General features: G+C 41.2%; 14 protein-coding genes. 6 read left to right on the forward strand and 8 right to left on the reverse strand.

Going from position 1 to position 15,437, the window contains the following annotated elements:
• Positions 1-97: 97 nt before the first annotated feature.
• The 7 genes from FS736_RS07565 to larE form a co-directional block, all read right to left on the reverse strand.
• A complete protein-coding gene (locus FS736_RS07565) occupies positions 98-682 on the reverse strand; it encodes a hypothetical protein (protein WP_144475775.1) in 585 nt (194 codons plus the stop codon).
• A 335-nt stretch (positions 683-1,017) separates the two neighbouring features.
• Positions 1,018-2,457, reverse strand: a complete 1,440-nt coding sequence (locus tag FS736_RS07570; protein ID WP_144475776.1) for an aldehyde dehydrogenase family protein — start codon at positions 2,455-2,457, stop codon at positions 1,018-1,020.
• A 33-nt stretch (positions 2,458-2,490) separates the two neighbouring features.
• Complete coding sequence (locus tag FS736_RS07575) at positions 2,491-3,600, reverse strand: zinc-binding dehydrogenase (protein ID WP_144475777.1); 1,110 nt, start codon at positions 3,598-3,600, stop codon at positions 2,491-2,493.
• 306 nt (positions 3,601-3,906) lie between these two features.
• Positions 3,907-4,335 carry a nickel pincer cofactor biosynthesis protein LarC2 gene (larC2, locus tag FS736_RS07580; protein ID WP_144476065.1) on the reverse strand — a complete coding sequence of 143 codons (429 nt, stop codon included), beginning with the start codon at positions 4,333-4,335 and terminating at the stop codon, positions 3,907-3,909.
• Positions 4,336-4,397: 62 nt separating this feature from the next.
• On the reverse strand, positions 4,398-5,153 hold the full coding sequence (gene larC, locus FS736_RS07585) for a nickel pincer cofactor biosynthesis protein LarC (protein WP_144475778.1): 756 nt from the start codon (positions 5,151-5,153) through the stop codon (positions 4,398-4,400).
• Complete coding sequence (larB, locus tag FS736_RS07590; protein ID WP_144475779.1) at positions 5,154-5,918, reverse strand: nickel pincer cofactor biosynthesis protein LarB; 765 nt, start codon at positions 5,916-5,918, stop codon at positions 5,154-5,156. It lies immediately after the preceding gene.
• A 30-nt stretch (positions 5,919-5,948) separates the two neighbouring features.
• Complete coding sequence (larE, locus tag FS736_RS07595) at positions 5,949-6,773, reverse strand: ATP-dependent sacrificial sulfur transferase LarE (RefSeq protein WP_144475780.1); 825 nt, start codon at positions 6,771-6,773, stop codon at positions 5,949-5,951.
• Between the two features lie 554 nt (positions 6,774-7,327).
• On the opposite strand from larE, the gene FS736_RS07600 reads away from it, so the two are divergent.
• From FS736_RS07600 to FS736_RS07620, 5 genes are all read left to right on the forward strand, one after another.
• On the forward strand, positions 7,328-9,448 hold the full coding sequence (locus FS736_RS07600; protein ID WP_144475781.1) for an MMPL family transporter: 2,121 nt from the start codon (positions 7,328-7,330) through the stop codon (positions 9,446-9,448).
• A gap of 47 nt (positions 9,449-9,495) precedes the next feature.
• Positions 9,496-10,167: a response regulator transcription factor gene (locus FS736_RS07605; RefSeq protein ID WP_144475782.1), complete on the forward strand. Its 672-nt coding sequence runs from the start codon at positions 9,496-9,498 to the stop codon at positions 10,165-10,167.
• Positions 10,164-11,555 (forward strand): sensor histidine kinase, encoded by a 1,392-nt coding sequence (locus FS736_RS07610; protein ID WP_144475783.1) that lies wholly within the window; start codon positions 10,164-10,166, stop codon positions 11,553-11,555. The genes FS736_RS07605 and FS736_RS07610 overlap by 4 nt, the downstream gene beginning before the upstream one ends.
• 3 nt (positions 11,556-11,558) lie before the next feature.
• Positions 11,559-11,948 (forward strand): hypothetical protein, encoded by a 390-nt coding sequence (locus tag FS736_RS07615; protein ID WP_144475784.1) that lies wholly within the window; start codon positions 11,559-11,561, stop codon positions 11,946-11,948.
• Positions 11,949-12,303: 355 nt separating this feature from the next.
• Positions 12,304-12,546, forward strand: a complete 243-nt coding sequence (locus FS736_RS07620) for an ATP synthase subunit c family protein (protein ID WP_222125061.1) — start codon at positions 12,304-12,306, stop codon at positions 12,544-12,546.
• A gap of 152 nt (positions 12,547-12,698) precedes the next feature.
• Here the strand turns inward: FS736_RS07620 and FS736_RS07625 are convergent, their stop codons facing one another.
• Complete coding sequence (locus FS736_RS07625) at positions 12,699-13,196, reverse strand: DinB family protein (RefSeq protein ID WP_144475786.1); 498 nt, start codon at positions 13,194-13,196, stop codon at positions 12,699-12,701.
• 652 nt (positions 13,197-13,848) lie between these two features.
• Between FS736_RS07625 and FS736_RS07630 the strand changes: the two genes are divergently transcribed.
• The gene (locus FS736_RS07630; protein ID WP_144475787.1) at positions 13,849-15,405 is read left to right on the forward strand and encodes an amidase family protein; all 1,557 of its coding nucleotides are present in this window, start codon (positions 13,849-13,851) and stop codon (positions 15,403-15,405) included.
• Positions 15,406-15,437: the final 32 nt, after the last annotated feature.

Consider the following 15,437-nt stretch of genomic DNA (forward strand, 5'->3'; position numbering starts at 1 on the left):
TACCCAGGATCCAAAAACGTAAATGGCACCATAATGCAAGACAGTCATATTTTCACCTCCACCATAGGCATTTTGAGTGACAGCGTTTTCAAAATAATTAATTATTGCGATATGCCATACTTTCCAGCCAGGAATGCAATTCTTTCATTTTTCTGGCTTCGGCTGTTACACCGGTTAAAGCTTCTGTGACCATCAGAGTTTTCTTGCCAAATGACTGCTCAAGGAATACGTGGTAAGGAAGATAGATTCTTTCCATTCGGTTCAAATCATAAATAGGCGGCTTTAATGGGCGCATTAATTTATAAACATAATTCTCTAGAGCCCGCCTGCATTCATTATCAACTGACTCTGCCGTAAATCGGAATGGCAAACAGTTCTCTGTTTCTGCCTGAACAGTTTCGTAATCAGGCCAAATTTCTGTTTGAGCTGCAACATTCGTTAAGCCATTCACACCAATTCGTATTAGTGCTTTTCCGTCTTTGAAAAGAAACCTTGGTACAGTCACCTTCCATTCATAGAAGACATACGGGTAATAAAAAGTAACCATAGCAGCACGCTGACTTGCAGAAGCAAAACCAAACCGCTTTTTCTTTCCCGATCTATTTATAATCTCTTCGTGAGTCAGTTCACTCTTTGCTGCCTGAATAGCAACGGTAGGCTTGGTTATAATAGTCTGAGTCATTTCTTGGCCTCCTTTTTATTCTTTTTTCGAAATAACTAGCTCGATTCCTTCAATTTTCATATTTTTTCACTCAAATTCTGAATGCCGTATAGAAACTCTCAGTGTATAATGCACCTGTGAAGTGATTGACTCAGTGTACATGTTAAATTTGAAACGAATACCAGGATAAGTAAACGGCTTTTTATTCCCCTGCTCGACTATTGAGTTTCTTCATACTCCGACCTGCATGTAATACCGCAGAAGGCAAGCATTCCAAGAAGAAAACGCCATGCATTTTCAAAGTTCTCCTGCCTTCCGCCCCTATCAGCAGAAAAAAACAAAAAGGTATAAATGACCTACAAGTTAATAATCACTGTCTTAAGATAAGTCATTTCCTCTATTGCGTAACGCGGGCCTTCTTTTCCGATTCCACTGTCTTTAATTCCGCCGTATGGCATGGCGTCTGCACGGAACGTTGAAGCATCATTTATGATTACTCCTCCCGTTCTGAATTTTTTGACTGCCTTCATTGCTGTGTTGATGTTGGTTGTGAAAATTCCGGACTGAAGACCGTAATTTGAATTGTTGGCCTGTTCAATGGCATCGTCAATATCATCGAAAGGCATCACTGTTAATACAGGACCGAAAATCTCCTGGCAAACCACTTTCATTTCGTGGTTCACATCACTTAAAATGGTGGGTGCCACAATAGACCCGTCCTGTTTTCCACCTGCGATCACTTTAGCCCCCTGCGAAACAGCTTCCTTAATCCATGCCATAACGCGGTCCGCTTCCTTTCTGCTGATCAGAGGTCCGATATTCGTTTTGGCATCAAGCGGATTACCTACCTTTAACTGCTCTGTCTCCGCTTTTAGCTTATCCAGGAACTGGTCATATACTTGCGAATGAACAAGGATCCTTTGGACGGAAATACACGCTTGGCCAGCCGTATTAAATCCCTTAAGCACACACATTTTTGCAGCCAGATCCAGGTCTGCATCATGGTGTACAATGTTTGGAGAATTATTCCCAAGTTCGAGCGAAACAGGGCGGAGTCCGCTATTTTCCTTAATGTAGCGGCCTACTTCTGCACTGCCGGTAAATGTATATTTAGCAATTCTTTCGTCCTTAAGCAGCCACTCGCCGACTTGCGCTCCTGAGCCGCATACAAGGTTTACATAACCTGAAGGCAATCCGGCTTCTTTTAAAATATCTATTAAATGGTACGCGGAAGTGGCAGTATCTGAAGCCGGCTTCCATACAACCGTGTTTCCGGAAGCAATTGCAGGACCGACTTTATGACATGCAAGGTTAAAAGGAAAGTTAAATGGAGTAATCGCCCCAATAACGCCAAGCGGAGTTCGGATTGCATATCCCATGCGGTTCTCAGCCCCTGGGCTTGCTGAAATAGGAATTACTTCTCCGTCAATCCGCTTTGCTTCTTCCGATGATAAAGTGAGCGTTTGGATGGCACGATCCACTTCTCCCCGGGCATCGGTTATCGTTTTTCCGACTTCTCTTGACAGAGTAATCGCAACATCTTCTTTTCGATCCTTTAAGATTTCTGCCGCACGTTTTAATATTTCGTACCGTTGATAAGGTGTAAGCTGGTCCTGGTCAAATGTCTTCTGGGCAATGGATACTGCCTGATTGATATGCTCTTTGTTCGCCTTGGCTACATTAGCTATTACTTCTCCCGTATATTTATCTAAAACTGCAAATTCAGAATCTGTAAAAATTTCCTGGCCTCCAATAATAAGACCTTTTCTTTCCGCAGTTGTTTGTTCTATAGGCATATTGATTCCTCCCTCATTTTTTCTATAACTTTTTTATTTTTCGCCAACAACCACTTTAACCGGAAGCACAATAGAAGCCCTCGTTACTTCTCTGGATGCAGATTTATCAAGTGCCTCCTGAAGATTGTCAAATTCAAACTCTCCATCCATCATATTGACAAATGGATATTTGTCGATATTATTTGAAAGGAATTGCAGAGCCTTATCCAAATACCAAGGATCGTATCGGACAATCGCCTTAATCTCAATTGATTTTCTTGTAAGCAAACCTGGATCAAATTCTGTATACTTTCCTGGAGATACATTTCCAATCGTTACATACTTTCCGCCGCTTCGCACCAGATGAATCCCTTCATGAAAGGCAGCGGGAACACCGCTTAATTCAATTCCAACGTCAGCTCCGAGTCCATTCGTTAGCTCGCGGATGGCTGCTGCCCTTTTTTCTGTCGTATCATATTCGGCCATGCTAATTGTATGGTCTGCTCCAAAATTTTTAGCCAATTCTAACCTTGATTCTACCCCATCAATAATAATTACTTTTGCCCCTTTTTCTTTTGCCACAGCAGTGGCGTTTAACCCTAGGCCGCCTGCACCCTGGATGACTAGCGTGTCACCGTAAGTAATGGCAGCCTTATCAAGGCCGAAATACACCTGTGACAAAGCACAGTTTGCACTTGCTGCAGCAATATCAGGTACATTATCAGGCACCTTATAGAAGAACATATCAGGGTGGATATAATAGTGGGAAGCAAAGGTTCCATGGAAATGAGGAGCTTCCTCAGGGTCTTTGTTCCAGAAGTTATAAGCGTTTTCACAAAGATGGAAATGTCCTTTCATACACATATTGCACTTTCGGCACGTTAGATAATAGACAGTTGCCACCCTATCACCTTCTTTAATCGGGCGTCCGGCATAGTCCGTTGTGACACCTTCGCCAAGCTTTTCTACTACTCCAACCATTTCGTGGCCCAATACACCTTTTCTCTTGGTAGGGTGCTCTCCCCGCCAAATATGTAATTCTGATCCGCAAACATTTGTACGTGTTACCCGCAATAATACAGCACCTTTTTCAGGCTCAGGCAATTCAAATTCACGAAATTCCATCTTCATTGGCTCCACCATTACCGAAACTTTACCTTTCATTAAAACAATCCCCTTTCCTTATTAAATAAATTTTGAAGCTATTCATTTACAATGCAATTATCGTGCCAACTTGGGAGACGTATGAAAACTGGATTTTGGATACAAGAGAATTGCAAATTTACAATATTTTATAAATATTCTGACTCCTTTCAAGAGCAAACAGCTTCACTATAGGTTTTTTAAACTGTTGCAAAACTGCAACACACCTTGCAAATTTACAATCTCAAAAAAAAACACCCACTTTGCAATGGGAGTAAAGTAAGCACATAGCTGTGCCGTTCATCTTTTTTAATATAAAAGTAGAGCCTAGATATTCTTTATCTTTTCCCAAACCTCACTGTAAACTTGTTTTAAAGGAACCTGGTTATTTTTAGCGATTCTTTTGCATTCTTCATATTCTGGTGATTGCTGAATTACCATTCCCTGATATAAACCTTCTTTAACTGTAATATCTCCCCATTTTGTCAGGACAGTAGTAAATCTTCGCTCTAAACGATGGACTGATATAGGATAATAGCGGATTCCAAATGTTGTCGTTTCACTAAATAATATCCTCTTCATGTCATCAACTCTATCAAATTCGCACATCAAATTTAAAAGAACTCCTGGACGATTTTTCTTCATATAAATTGGGGAATAAAATATATCATTTGCGCCTGCTTCCAATAACAGATCCATAATATAGCCAAGCCACTCAGCAGGCATATCATCAAGGTTCACTTCCATCTTTACCATTTGATCATCAATATGCTCTTCAGAATGTTGAAATGGATAGCCCAATTTAAAAATCCCCTTTGCTATTTATTATGACAATTACCAACAATAGCTCTTAGGACATTGGGGTGGTGTTCAAAATCTTTAGATCCAGCACCGTATCCAATACTTGTAACTTCCATTGAAGGAAAACAGGAAAATTCATCAACAATTGTTGCTAAAATGCCTGCACCTGTGGGAGTTGTTAATTCTCCTTTTATATCGGTCGATTTTATAGGCACATTTTTAAGTAATTCAAGTGTTGCTGGCGCTGGAACTGGATAAATCCCATGATCAATTTTAATTCTTCCATTTCCAACAGGTACACTCGAAGAAAAGATCTTATTTACCTGAAGGGAATCAATTCCAATGGCGATTCCCACGATATCTACTATTGAGTCAACCGCACCTACTTCATGAAAATGGACTTTTTCAAGTTCGATATTATGAATCTTGGCCTCAGCTTTTCCGATGTTCTCAAAGATTCCTAATGATATTTGTTTTACATGGTCGTTTAATGATGAACCTTCAATCATGTGTTTGATATCACTGTAATGACGATGATGGTGGTGATGATGGCGCTCTTCATTTGGATTGTTATTCACTATTTCAACATCAAATTTAGTTGCGGAAATTCCTTTTTTCACAACTTTATTCCATTTTAATATGTATTCATCTTTCAAACTTAATTTCTTTAATTCTTGTTCAATTAATTCTGGATTTACACCTAAATCACAAAGTGCCCCCAATGTCATATCACCACTAATTCCAGAAATACAATCTAAATATAAGATTTTCACCTATTTTTCCTGCCTCCCTGAAATACGAAGGATTTGAGCGGCGTTATACCCTGCACCAAATCCATTATCTATATTTACTACATTTATTCCTGGTGCACATGCATTCAGCATAGATAATAAAGCTGATACCCCGTTTAAATTTGCACCATATCCTATACTAGTTGGAACAGCAATTAACGGATGATCAACTAACCCTCCAAGAACACTGGGCAACGCTCCTTCCATACCTGCAACCACTATTGAGGCAGAGGCATTCCGAATCTCTTCTATGCAATTAAATAAGCGATGGATTCCTGCCACTCCGACATCATAAAATCTTTCTACCTTACAGCCGAATGTTTCTGCAGTTACAACTGCCTCCTCTGCTACTGGAATATCAGATGTCCCCCCACACACAACAGCAATATAACCTTGGTACCTAGATTGCGGTTCATCTGGATGTATCCATGAAAGTGTTCTTGCTGCTGGATTATAATGCAACTCAGGAAGTACTTCATGTACAATAATTGCTTGTTTCTCCGATACTCTTGTTGCTAAAACTCTATTCGTTTTCTTTTTAAGTTGTTTTAAAATATCAACTAATTGCTCCACTGTCTTTCCTTCTGCATAGACAACCTCTGGGAACCCCGTTCGTTCATGCCGGGATATATCAAGCTTTGCAAATCCAATATCATCGAATAAAGTGAGTCTATTCTTTGCTTCTTCAATACTCAGCGTACCATTTTGTACATTTTTTAGTATGTGTTCTATCTTAATCCTTCCCATAGATTTCTCCTCTGTGTTCGACTTGTATTTTTAAGGGTGATTAGGTTGAAGTGTTTTAGATAGGGCCTTATTCATACTGCCGCTTTTGTATCCAAGTAAATCAAGGGATACAAATTTATAACCAAAGATTTGTAATTTCTCTGAGATTGCTTTATTATGCTGGATGATAAAGTTCATATCCTCAGGTTCCACTTCTATTCTTGCAATATCACCATGAGTTCTAACCCGCACTTGCTTTACTCCAAGATCCAGTAAGTACCTTTCTGATAATTCAATTTTAGTTAGCTTTTGTATTGATATTTTTTCTCCATAGGCAATCCTGGATGATAGACAAGCTAAAGACGGTTTATCCCAATTAGATAGGTTTAAAATTTTGGCTAATTCACGAATTTCATCCTTATATAATCCAGCTTCCTGAAGCGGCCCCCTGACTCCTTGCTCCACAGCTGCACGAGCTCCCGGCCTGTATTCATTAATATCATCAGCAATCAGGCCATATACAATGTTTTTAAATCCGATTTGATCCAGGATTGGATTGATTTCTTCGAATAATCCATTTTTGCAATAGTAACAACGATCTTTATCATTGTTAGAATACCCAGGTATATTCAACTCTGATGTGTCTATTATTTTATGAGGTGCTCCTAGATCATTGGCAACTTCAACCGCAGCCTTTAGTTCACTTTGAGGATAAGTCTCTGAATTAGCCGTTATGGCTAAAACATTTTCTGGTCCTAATGTGTCCAGAGACACCTTTAACAATAAAGTACTATCGATACCACCTGAAAAAGCCACTATAACACTTTCTAAATCTCTTAATATCCTCTTCAAATGCTCATATTTTTCCTGAAGCATCAAATTCCCTCCATCATAATCACTTTCAAGTTCTGAGGCACTCAGCATTCATTCATATAAAAAAGTAAGTTTGATTTCACTTCTTTTTTTCTTTGATAAGTAAACTGGCCCAGTTTCATAAAGCAAAAATTAAATAACTGCGAAATCTAAAAGAGATTATATTTTTATGGTACATAGGAAATTTATCATCTATTCACAAAATTGTAAATAGTCAAAATAATTTTAAGGTTTTTTCCTAATCTTTAATAATAACAAACAATACCTCTTTTGCTCTAAATCAGTTCCTCTCTCTATAATGAATAATCTTCGGATTGCTCGAAAAAAATCTTGTGCGAGTCTTTATACTTTTTGTACTGTCTGAATTATTGTGTTCGGCTCCTTAAATTGCATACAGATCTCCAAAACTGTAACTGAAAGTTGAGGTTGTGTTTATTTTCATAGTTTATGATGTTCATTGTTCAGTACTCGTTCTAATCTCCCCTAACCCCTAAAATTCCCAGAACGAGTGCTGAAGGTAAATTCGATTACAGTAACGGACATAGGAGGCTATATTCATGAAGAAATTGCTTTATTCCATCACTGACTGGGTTTCAACGAAACGCGGGATGTGGATTACGATCATCGCCTGGCTAGTGTTGATGGTTGGCTTAAGTGCAGGCCCTCAGCTTAGCAATTACAAAGTCAACAACTTTCAATCTCTCCCGGATGATGCAAAATCGATCATCGCTCAAAATAAAACCGAGGATTTTTTCCCGAATGAACAGGGTACTCCGGGTATTCTTGTATTCCATAATGAGAAAGGGGACATCAATCTTGATGAAGTGAATCAGATTCTCGATGGCATTATTTCTAAGAATATCGAAGGAATCAGAAACATCGTTGATACCCGCTCTCTTCCGCCTCAGACGCTAAGCGGTTTTATTTCCGAGGATAAGTCGACGATGATTATCCCGATGGAACTGGAACAGGGGCTGGGCAATGATGAGTATGCTGAGATCAATGACCGTGCAACCGAAATCGGCACAGGTATCGCTGACAAGCTTGAAAGCACTTCTTTCTATATTACTGGTCCTGCAGGGATTTCAGGTGATACCATCAAGCTATTCGAACGGGCGGATTTTGTTCTGTTACTGGCAACGGTCGGAATCATCCTGATCCTTCTGATTGTCATCTATCGTTCACCGTTGCTGGCGATCATTCCGTTATTGGCGACAGTCATCGTCTATCAGGTTGTGAACCAGAGTGTTGCCCTGTTGGGAGCAGGAGGATTGGAGATCAATAACCAAACGACCTCAATCATGAGCATCCTGCTTTTCGCAGCAGTCATTGACTATTCTTTATTTGTCTTCTCACGTTTCCGCGAGGAGCTAAACCATTACGAAAATAAATTCGATGCAATGAAGCATGCAATGCGTGCAACAGGCGAGCCTGTCTTTTTTGCCGGCGGAACCGTGCTGGCTGCGATGCTTGTGCTTCTGTTCGCCGATTTCCGCGATTATCAGAACTTTGCTCCTATTTTCGGAACAGCGATGTTCTTCATCATGCTCGCTTCCGTTACCCTGGTGCCTGCATTGTTCACCCTATTCGGACGCAAGGCTTTCTGGCCTAAGGTTCCTAAGTATGGGAAGGAAACAGAAGTTAAGCATGGGGTCTGGGGACCAATTGCCAAGTTTGTTGTCAACAAGCCTGGCCTTTCAGGAGGGATTGTCGGAATTTTGCTCGTCCTTTCCGCGTTGAATGTCTTCAATCTTGACTATGAATTCGACATGGTGAAAAGCTTCCCTGAAGATTTGCCTTCCCGTGTCGGTTATGAAATAGTGGAACAGAGATATGATAAGGGAGAACTTGCCCCTACCACGCTGTTGATTGAAAGCGACAATAAGTTAACTGAAGAAAATGTTAAGGAACTCTCAGGTACATTGAATGATGAAAAAGAAATTGCTTCGGTTCGTCCGGCAGGATTAACAGAAAATGGCGAAGCGGCAAAATTCAGCATTGCACTCGATATGAATCCATACTCAATAGAAGCAATGGACTACATCGAAAAACTAAGGGACGATGCCCCTCAAATACTCGATGATTTAGGGCTGAAGGCTGACGCTTATTTCAGCGGGATCACGCCGAAGCTTGTCGATGAGCGAGAAGTCAACAACGGTGACATCCTTAAAATCGTCCTGCTGGAAACAGCTCTGATTCTTGGTTTGCTCGTTGTCCTGACACGAAGTGTGAAAATGTCCATTTACATGATGGCCACCATCCTGCTTTCGTATGTATCGGCGCTTGGCCTGGGTGTATTCCTGATTGATGCCCTGTTCGGATATGATGCGATCAGTACACGTGTGCCTGTATATGCTTTTATCTTCCTTGTGGCCCTGGGAATCGATTATAATATTATTCTGGCTTCCCGTTTTATCGAAGAACGGAAGAATCACAAAGTAAAAGATGCTTTGGAAATTTCCATTCGCAACACGGGCGGTGTCATTTCATCAGCAGGGGTCATTTTGGCGGCTACATTCGCTGCTCTGACAACAATGCCAATCGCTGACCTGTTCATCTTTGGATTCATGGTCGCTGTCGGCATCCTGATCGATACTTTCCTTGTCCGCGGCATGCTTTTACCGGCACTGATCCTTTTCTTTGAAAAAGATAAAAAAACAAGTCCTGAGATTCAATAAGGAACGGAGAGGCCTCCTCTCCCCTTCCTTTTAAGGAGGCATGACCAATGAGAATCCTGGTCGTTGATGATGATATAAATATCCAAAGACTCGTGACGATCCATTTGACCCAGGAAGGATACCAGGTTTTCAGGGTCAATGATGCCGAGGAGGCATTATCCTTATTGGAAAAGCAAAATGTTGATTTGGCGATTGTTGATGTGATGATGCCCGGCATGAATGGCTTCGAGCTGACAAAAATCCTGACCGATGATTGGCAAATCCCTGTCATCCTCCTTACCGCTAAGGGGCAATTAAGCGATAAAGAAGAAGGGTTCCTGTCAGGCAGCGAGGATTATATAGTAAAACCTTTTGAAGTGAAGGAACTTTTATTCAGAGTGGCTGTCGTCCTTCGGCGCATGCAGCGTGCTGTCGACTCCTTGATACAGGCGGGAAATATGGAGATTGATCGGAACAGCTTCGAAGTCGAAATCAATCAGGAGACGATTCTGTTTCCATTGAAAGAGTTTGAACTGCTCAGCATCCTGGCATCGCGTTTGAATAAAACAACCCCTCGTGCGTCCTTGATTGAACAGGCGTGGGGAGCGGATTATGAAGGCAGCGAACAAACGCTCAACACTCATATCAACAGGATACGGGATCGCTTGAAAAAGCATGAGGCTACTGTAGAAATCCAAACAGTCCGTGGAATTGGCTATAGACTTGAGGAATTGAAGTGAAGACATTGTACAGGAAGTTCATCATCGCCACCCTGCTCATTCTCGGGATCAGTATCTTGATTGCCTTCGTTCTAGCCAACTGGGTGTATATGACCTCGACAAAAGAACGGATTGACTCACAAAATGTAAAGGTTGCTGAAGAGGTCGCCTCAAGACTTGAGCAAATGCATTCGACCACCCATTTTAGCTTCACGGGTTATTTGGATTCCATCAGTAAACTGGGCTATCAAATCTATGTTTTAAGTGAATCTGGCGAGGAGTTTGAGTTTGGCGAACCTTTTTCGAAAAAAAACCTGCCAGCTGAAGCAATGAAGGTAGTAGAGCATAAGAAAATCTACCATGGCATGGACAGTTCGGGCTCGCCATGGATGATGAGTCATTTTTCCAACCAGCTTGGCAATACGGTCGGAGTCCCCTTTACAATTGGAGAGGAGGACTACGGGTTATACCTGAGGCCCAATAACAAACTGTTATTCTCCGATGTGCATGTCATTTTCGCCTGGTTTTTTGTCGCAGTTTCCATCGTGAGTATTACCGGGGTAATCTGGTTTGCCAAACACTTGATCCAGCCAATCACCAAGCTGACAGAAGCCACCAGGGAGATTACCAGGGAAAACTTCAACTTCCCATTGAACATCCGTCGCAAGGATGAAATTGGCCAGCTTGCCGAAAGCTTCAGCACGATGCAGGTTCAATTGCAGCATAATGATGAGGCACGAAAATCTTTCATTAATAACGTGTCCCATGATTTCCAATCACCTTTGATGAATATCCAGGGATACGCGGAGCTGTTAAAAACGCAGGCGCTCGACGATGAGCACCGTGAATATGTCGAAATCATCGACCAGGAATCCAAGCGGCTGTCCAACTTGACGAAACAATTGCTGCTTCTTACCTCGCTTGATCAAAAGTCTTATCCGATGAAGCGTGGAATGACTAGAATTGACACGCAAATTAAGGAAACGGTCAGAAGGCATCAATGGCGATTGGAGGAAAAGGAGATCGAAATCTCTTACCACCTCCCCCCTGCCACGATTCTTGCTGATCCCGAACTATTGATGACGGTATGGGACAACCTTTTAACAAATGCGATTAAATACAATCAACCTGAAGGCAGCATTTTTATCCAGCTTGCGCAAACCGATGAAGCCATCAACATCACATTCAAGGATAGCGGAATCGGAATGAGCCTGGATCAGGCCTCGAAGATTTTCGAACGCTTTTACCGTGTCGATGCCGCACGCAAAAAGGATGGAACCGGTTTGGGCCTGTCGATTGTCAAACATATTATTGAATTGCACAACGGAAAAATTGAAGTGGAGAGCGAGATTCAAAAAGGTACGACTTTTACCATAAAGCTCCCTATAGAAAAACAGACGGAGGAATAAAAAATGGAACAAACTTGGAGTATTCGACTAATACGATTTGCAGCGATTTTTGGATTGATTGGAACATTCATGGGCTCACATATGGCGGGTGCCGGCGACTATGCCATGCGCCCAATCCACGCCCACATCCTGCTTGTCGGCTGGCTATCCGTATTCGCCTGGGGTATTTTTTACAAAAACTATCAAATCAAATATAAAAAACTCGTATCCATCCACAGCATTACCGGTATGGTCGGTGCACTAGGACTCACTGTCGGAATGTGGATGTACAACCTCAACCCATTCAATCTGGGCGAAACATTCGTAATGGTCCTTTTCATCGTCGGCGGATCATTGCTGTTGCTGGCCTTTATCCTGTTTGTCGTCGTTACGTTTTTTATTGAGAAGAACTAGGATAATGTAAGCTGGCAAATTCGCTAATCTGGGACTGCATTGAATAAGAAATGACCCACTAAATTAGAGAAACAGGTTCGGTTTTAAATACGTTTAAACAGTATTCTTCTCATATAGCTTGCAAATAACTATATTTCCAAAGAAACTCAGAGGCTTAATAGCCCTGAGTTTTTTTATTTTACCAGATCAGTCACCTATTGAGTTTTTTGCTCTCCTAAGGAGATGCGTAGGTGAAACTCAGCGAGCAAGAACTGATTAAGCTTTACCTTAAGCGCTAAAGATGGACACTAGTCGGCGCGGGCTCATGAGCTCTTGAATATATTGTTAAATGACTATATTGAGAGAAGGTGATATCATGAAAACTTTCATCCAATGCTGTATAGGAGCTGGGCTGGCTTTATTGGGTTTTATAGGAATAGGCTATGGTCTTGGGGTTGCAGGCGCTGCAGCTTTAGAAGGAATAGCGAGGCAGCCTGAGGCAACAGATAGGATCGCGAATGTTCTGTTCTTTTTAGTTGTGATTCCTGAATTGATTTTGGCTTTTTTATTAGCAAAGGTTGCATTAAGGATTCATAATTGTGGAGATCATAAAGATTGAGTCAGAGAGTAGTGGTTTTCCGCCACTACTCTTTTTAATTTGAAAAAGCCCTTAGATACTTTGTACATATTCTTCACTAGCTTTTTTCTTCCTTTATTAATTAAATCCCACGTTTTCTTTTACAACATAACTCCCTCATTAAAAGAAGTGCATTAGGACCAATCAACGCCACCCCAAGAGGATTGCAACTTTCGCAACAGAACAATTTGGCCGAGATGATACGTATCGTGCATCATGATATTGCTGAGTAAACGCTCAATAGAGTATCTGTCAGCTGCATAAGGAGCTTTTAACTTTTCATCATCCAGTTCCGCAATGACCGTTTGTAATTTATTCATAACTTCATTAAGGCGTTGTACTGTCTGGGCCCATTCAATTTCGTCTTCTGGATCCCCTGGATTTCCAAAGGTTGCTTCATTGTCTTCTGCCTTATGTGGATTCTCTGTCCCTTTAATTCGATGGATTACGTCTTCATTCCAAAATATCAAGTGGTTGACAATCTGCCAAATCGAATTGCTGATTCCCGAACTTGTCCATGCTGCTTCAGCTGCGCCGACTCCATGAAGAGCCTGGTCCATTGATGCAAACCATTCGTTCTCATGGAAATGCATGTCGAGTTGTTCTAAAAATATGTTAGTTACACCTTTCATACAATCAATCTCCTTACTGTTTAATGTGATCTTCAAAACTTATAAAACAGGAAAAAAATATAATTATGTTACAAATTAATGGTCCTAAAAATTTTCCTTCACTATTGCACACTACTTACTCACCGAGTTCTACTTCTCTCCAAAATGGCAGATAATCCGAAACTTCAGGTGGCCATAACTTCAATCCAAAAAGTCATTCACATAAAATAACTTTCATTTTTCCGATTGTCGGCAATTTAACTAAAAAATCTTGTCTCCTTTTTTTATTTTGAAAATACACCATGATTACTATGATTTATTCGGCTAATCCAGCTTTCATTCCTTCTTCACGACAAATTAAAGTACCCTATATGGGAGTACTTTTTATGTATCTACTCTAAAGGGTACATTTTATTTTTTCATGCTTTAGTTAACTTCCTATACGTCACTTTATCATTTTATACATTCCCCTTGAAGGTAGACTTAAGATAATTCTCAAACTTTTTATTGCGGCACTTGGCATCGTAACTTGCCTGTTCAAGTAGAATAAAATGAATCCTTTCTAATGGCCAATATTCCCTATATAACCAGTTATTTCATTACCTTCCTCTTATATACAGTATAAATATAGCTTGATATATTCTAATTATTCCGAAAATGAAAGGGGTCCCGTATGAAAAATTGGTATAACAAATTTATAGTTTTCTTTATTGCTCTAGTAATGGCTTTAGGGGCGTACGCAGCTCCAATAGGTGCTGTTGCTAATTCAGGAAGCCCTGCCGCTGAAAGAGTTTTATCCATTGAGATTGAGGAAGCAACAATATTTGAATTGCAGCACGCTATGCAGAGTGGCAGGTTAACCTCTGAGGAATTGGTTCAATTCTATCTCAATCGGATAGAGGAGTATGATGACAGCATTAACTCTATCATTACGCTTGACGAAAACGTTTTAGAAGAAGCGAAACAACTAGATAAAGAGAGAAAAGCGGGAAAAGTTCGCGGTCCATTGCATGGAATTCCGGTCATATTAAAAGACAACTATGATACATACAATATGCAAACTACCGCAGGATCCCTGTCACTTGAAGGCTCCACCCCTCTAAATGATGCCTATCAAACAAAAGTATTACGAGATGATGGAGCGATCATCTTAGGCAAAGCTAATCTGCATGAATTTGCTTTTGGATTCCAAACCATCAGTTCCCTTGGCGGACAAACCTATAATCCCTATGATTTAACAAGATACCCAGGAGGATCAAGCGGTGGTACCGCAGCCGCGGTTGCTTCCAACTTTGCCACTGTCGGATTAGGGACAGACACTGGCGGGTCCATCCGAATACCTTCGTCCTTTAATAACCTTGTCGGATTGCGTCCTACTATGGGACTTGCCAGCCGGGATGGAATCATTCCGCTTGCACTATCCCAAGATGTCGGCGGACCGATGGGTCGTACCGTTGAAGATGTGGCTGTCGTCCTTGATGCAATTGCTGGATATGACCCAGCAGATCCTGTTACTGAGGCCAGTATCGGAAATGTTCCAAAAACCTACACTCATTACCTTAAGAAAAATGGATTAAAGAAAGCTCGGATAGGCGTTATTCGCGACCTGTATGGGAAGGATCCTCAAGTCAATAAAGTAATGGATCAAGCGATTGCGGACATGGAAGAGCTCGGAGCAGAAGTGTTCGAGGTAACAGTTCCCAATCTTAGTTCAATTCTTTCTTATCCAAGCTTAAGTGGATACGAATTTAAATTTCAGTTAAATGACTATTTGGCTGCCCTTGGACCGGATGCACCTGTAAGAACGTTATCAGATATTATTGAAAGCGGGAAGTTCCATCCAAGTCTGGAAAGTGGCTTAAAATCCCGTAATGAAAGAGAATCATTAGAAGATGATCAGGAATATCAAGACATTATTACAAATCGTCCTAAACTGGCCAGGGAAAGCTTAATGGCAACGTTTAATGAACATGGGCTTGATGCACTGCTCTATCCAACTTCGAGTGCTTTACCGGCACAGGTAGGCAAAAGCCAGGGTGCAGGGAATGCAAATCGCTTAAGTCCTTATTCAGGATTCCCCGCAATCTCGGTTCCTGCTGGCTTCAGTGACAACGGCCTTCCAGTCGGGCTCGAGCTGCTGGGAAAAGAATTCGACGAACCAACGTTGATTAAACTAGCCTACGCTTATCAAGAAGCAACCAACCATCGAAAGGCGCCTGAACTTAAATAAGAACCTCCATAGAAAAGAGGTCAGTCCAACCA

The sequence above is a fragment of the Cytobacillus oceanisediminis 2691 genome (assembly GCF_007678455.1).
Lineage (GTDB): Bacteria > Bacillota > Bacilli > Bacillales > Cytobacillaceae > Mesobacillus > Mesobacillus oceanisediminis_A.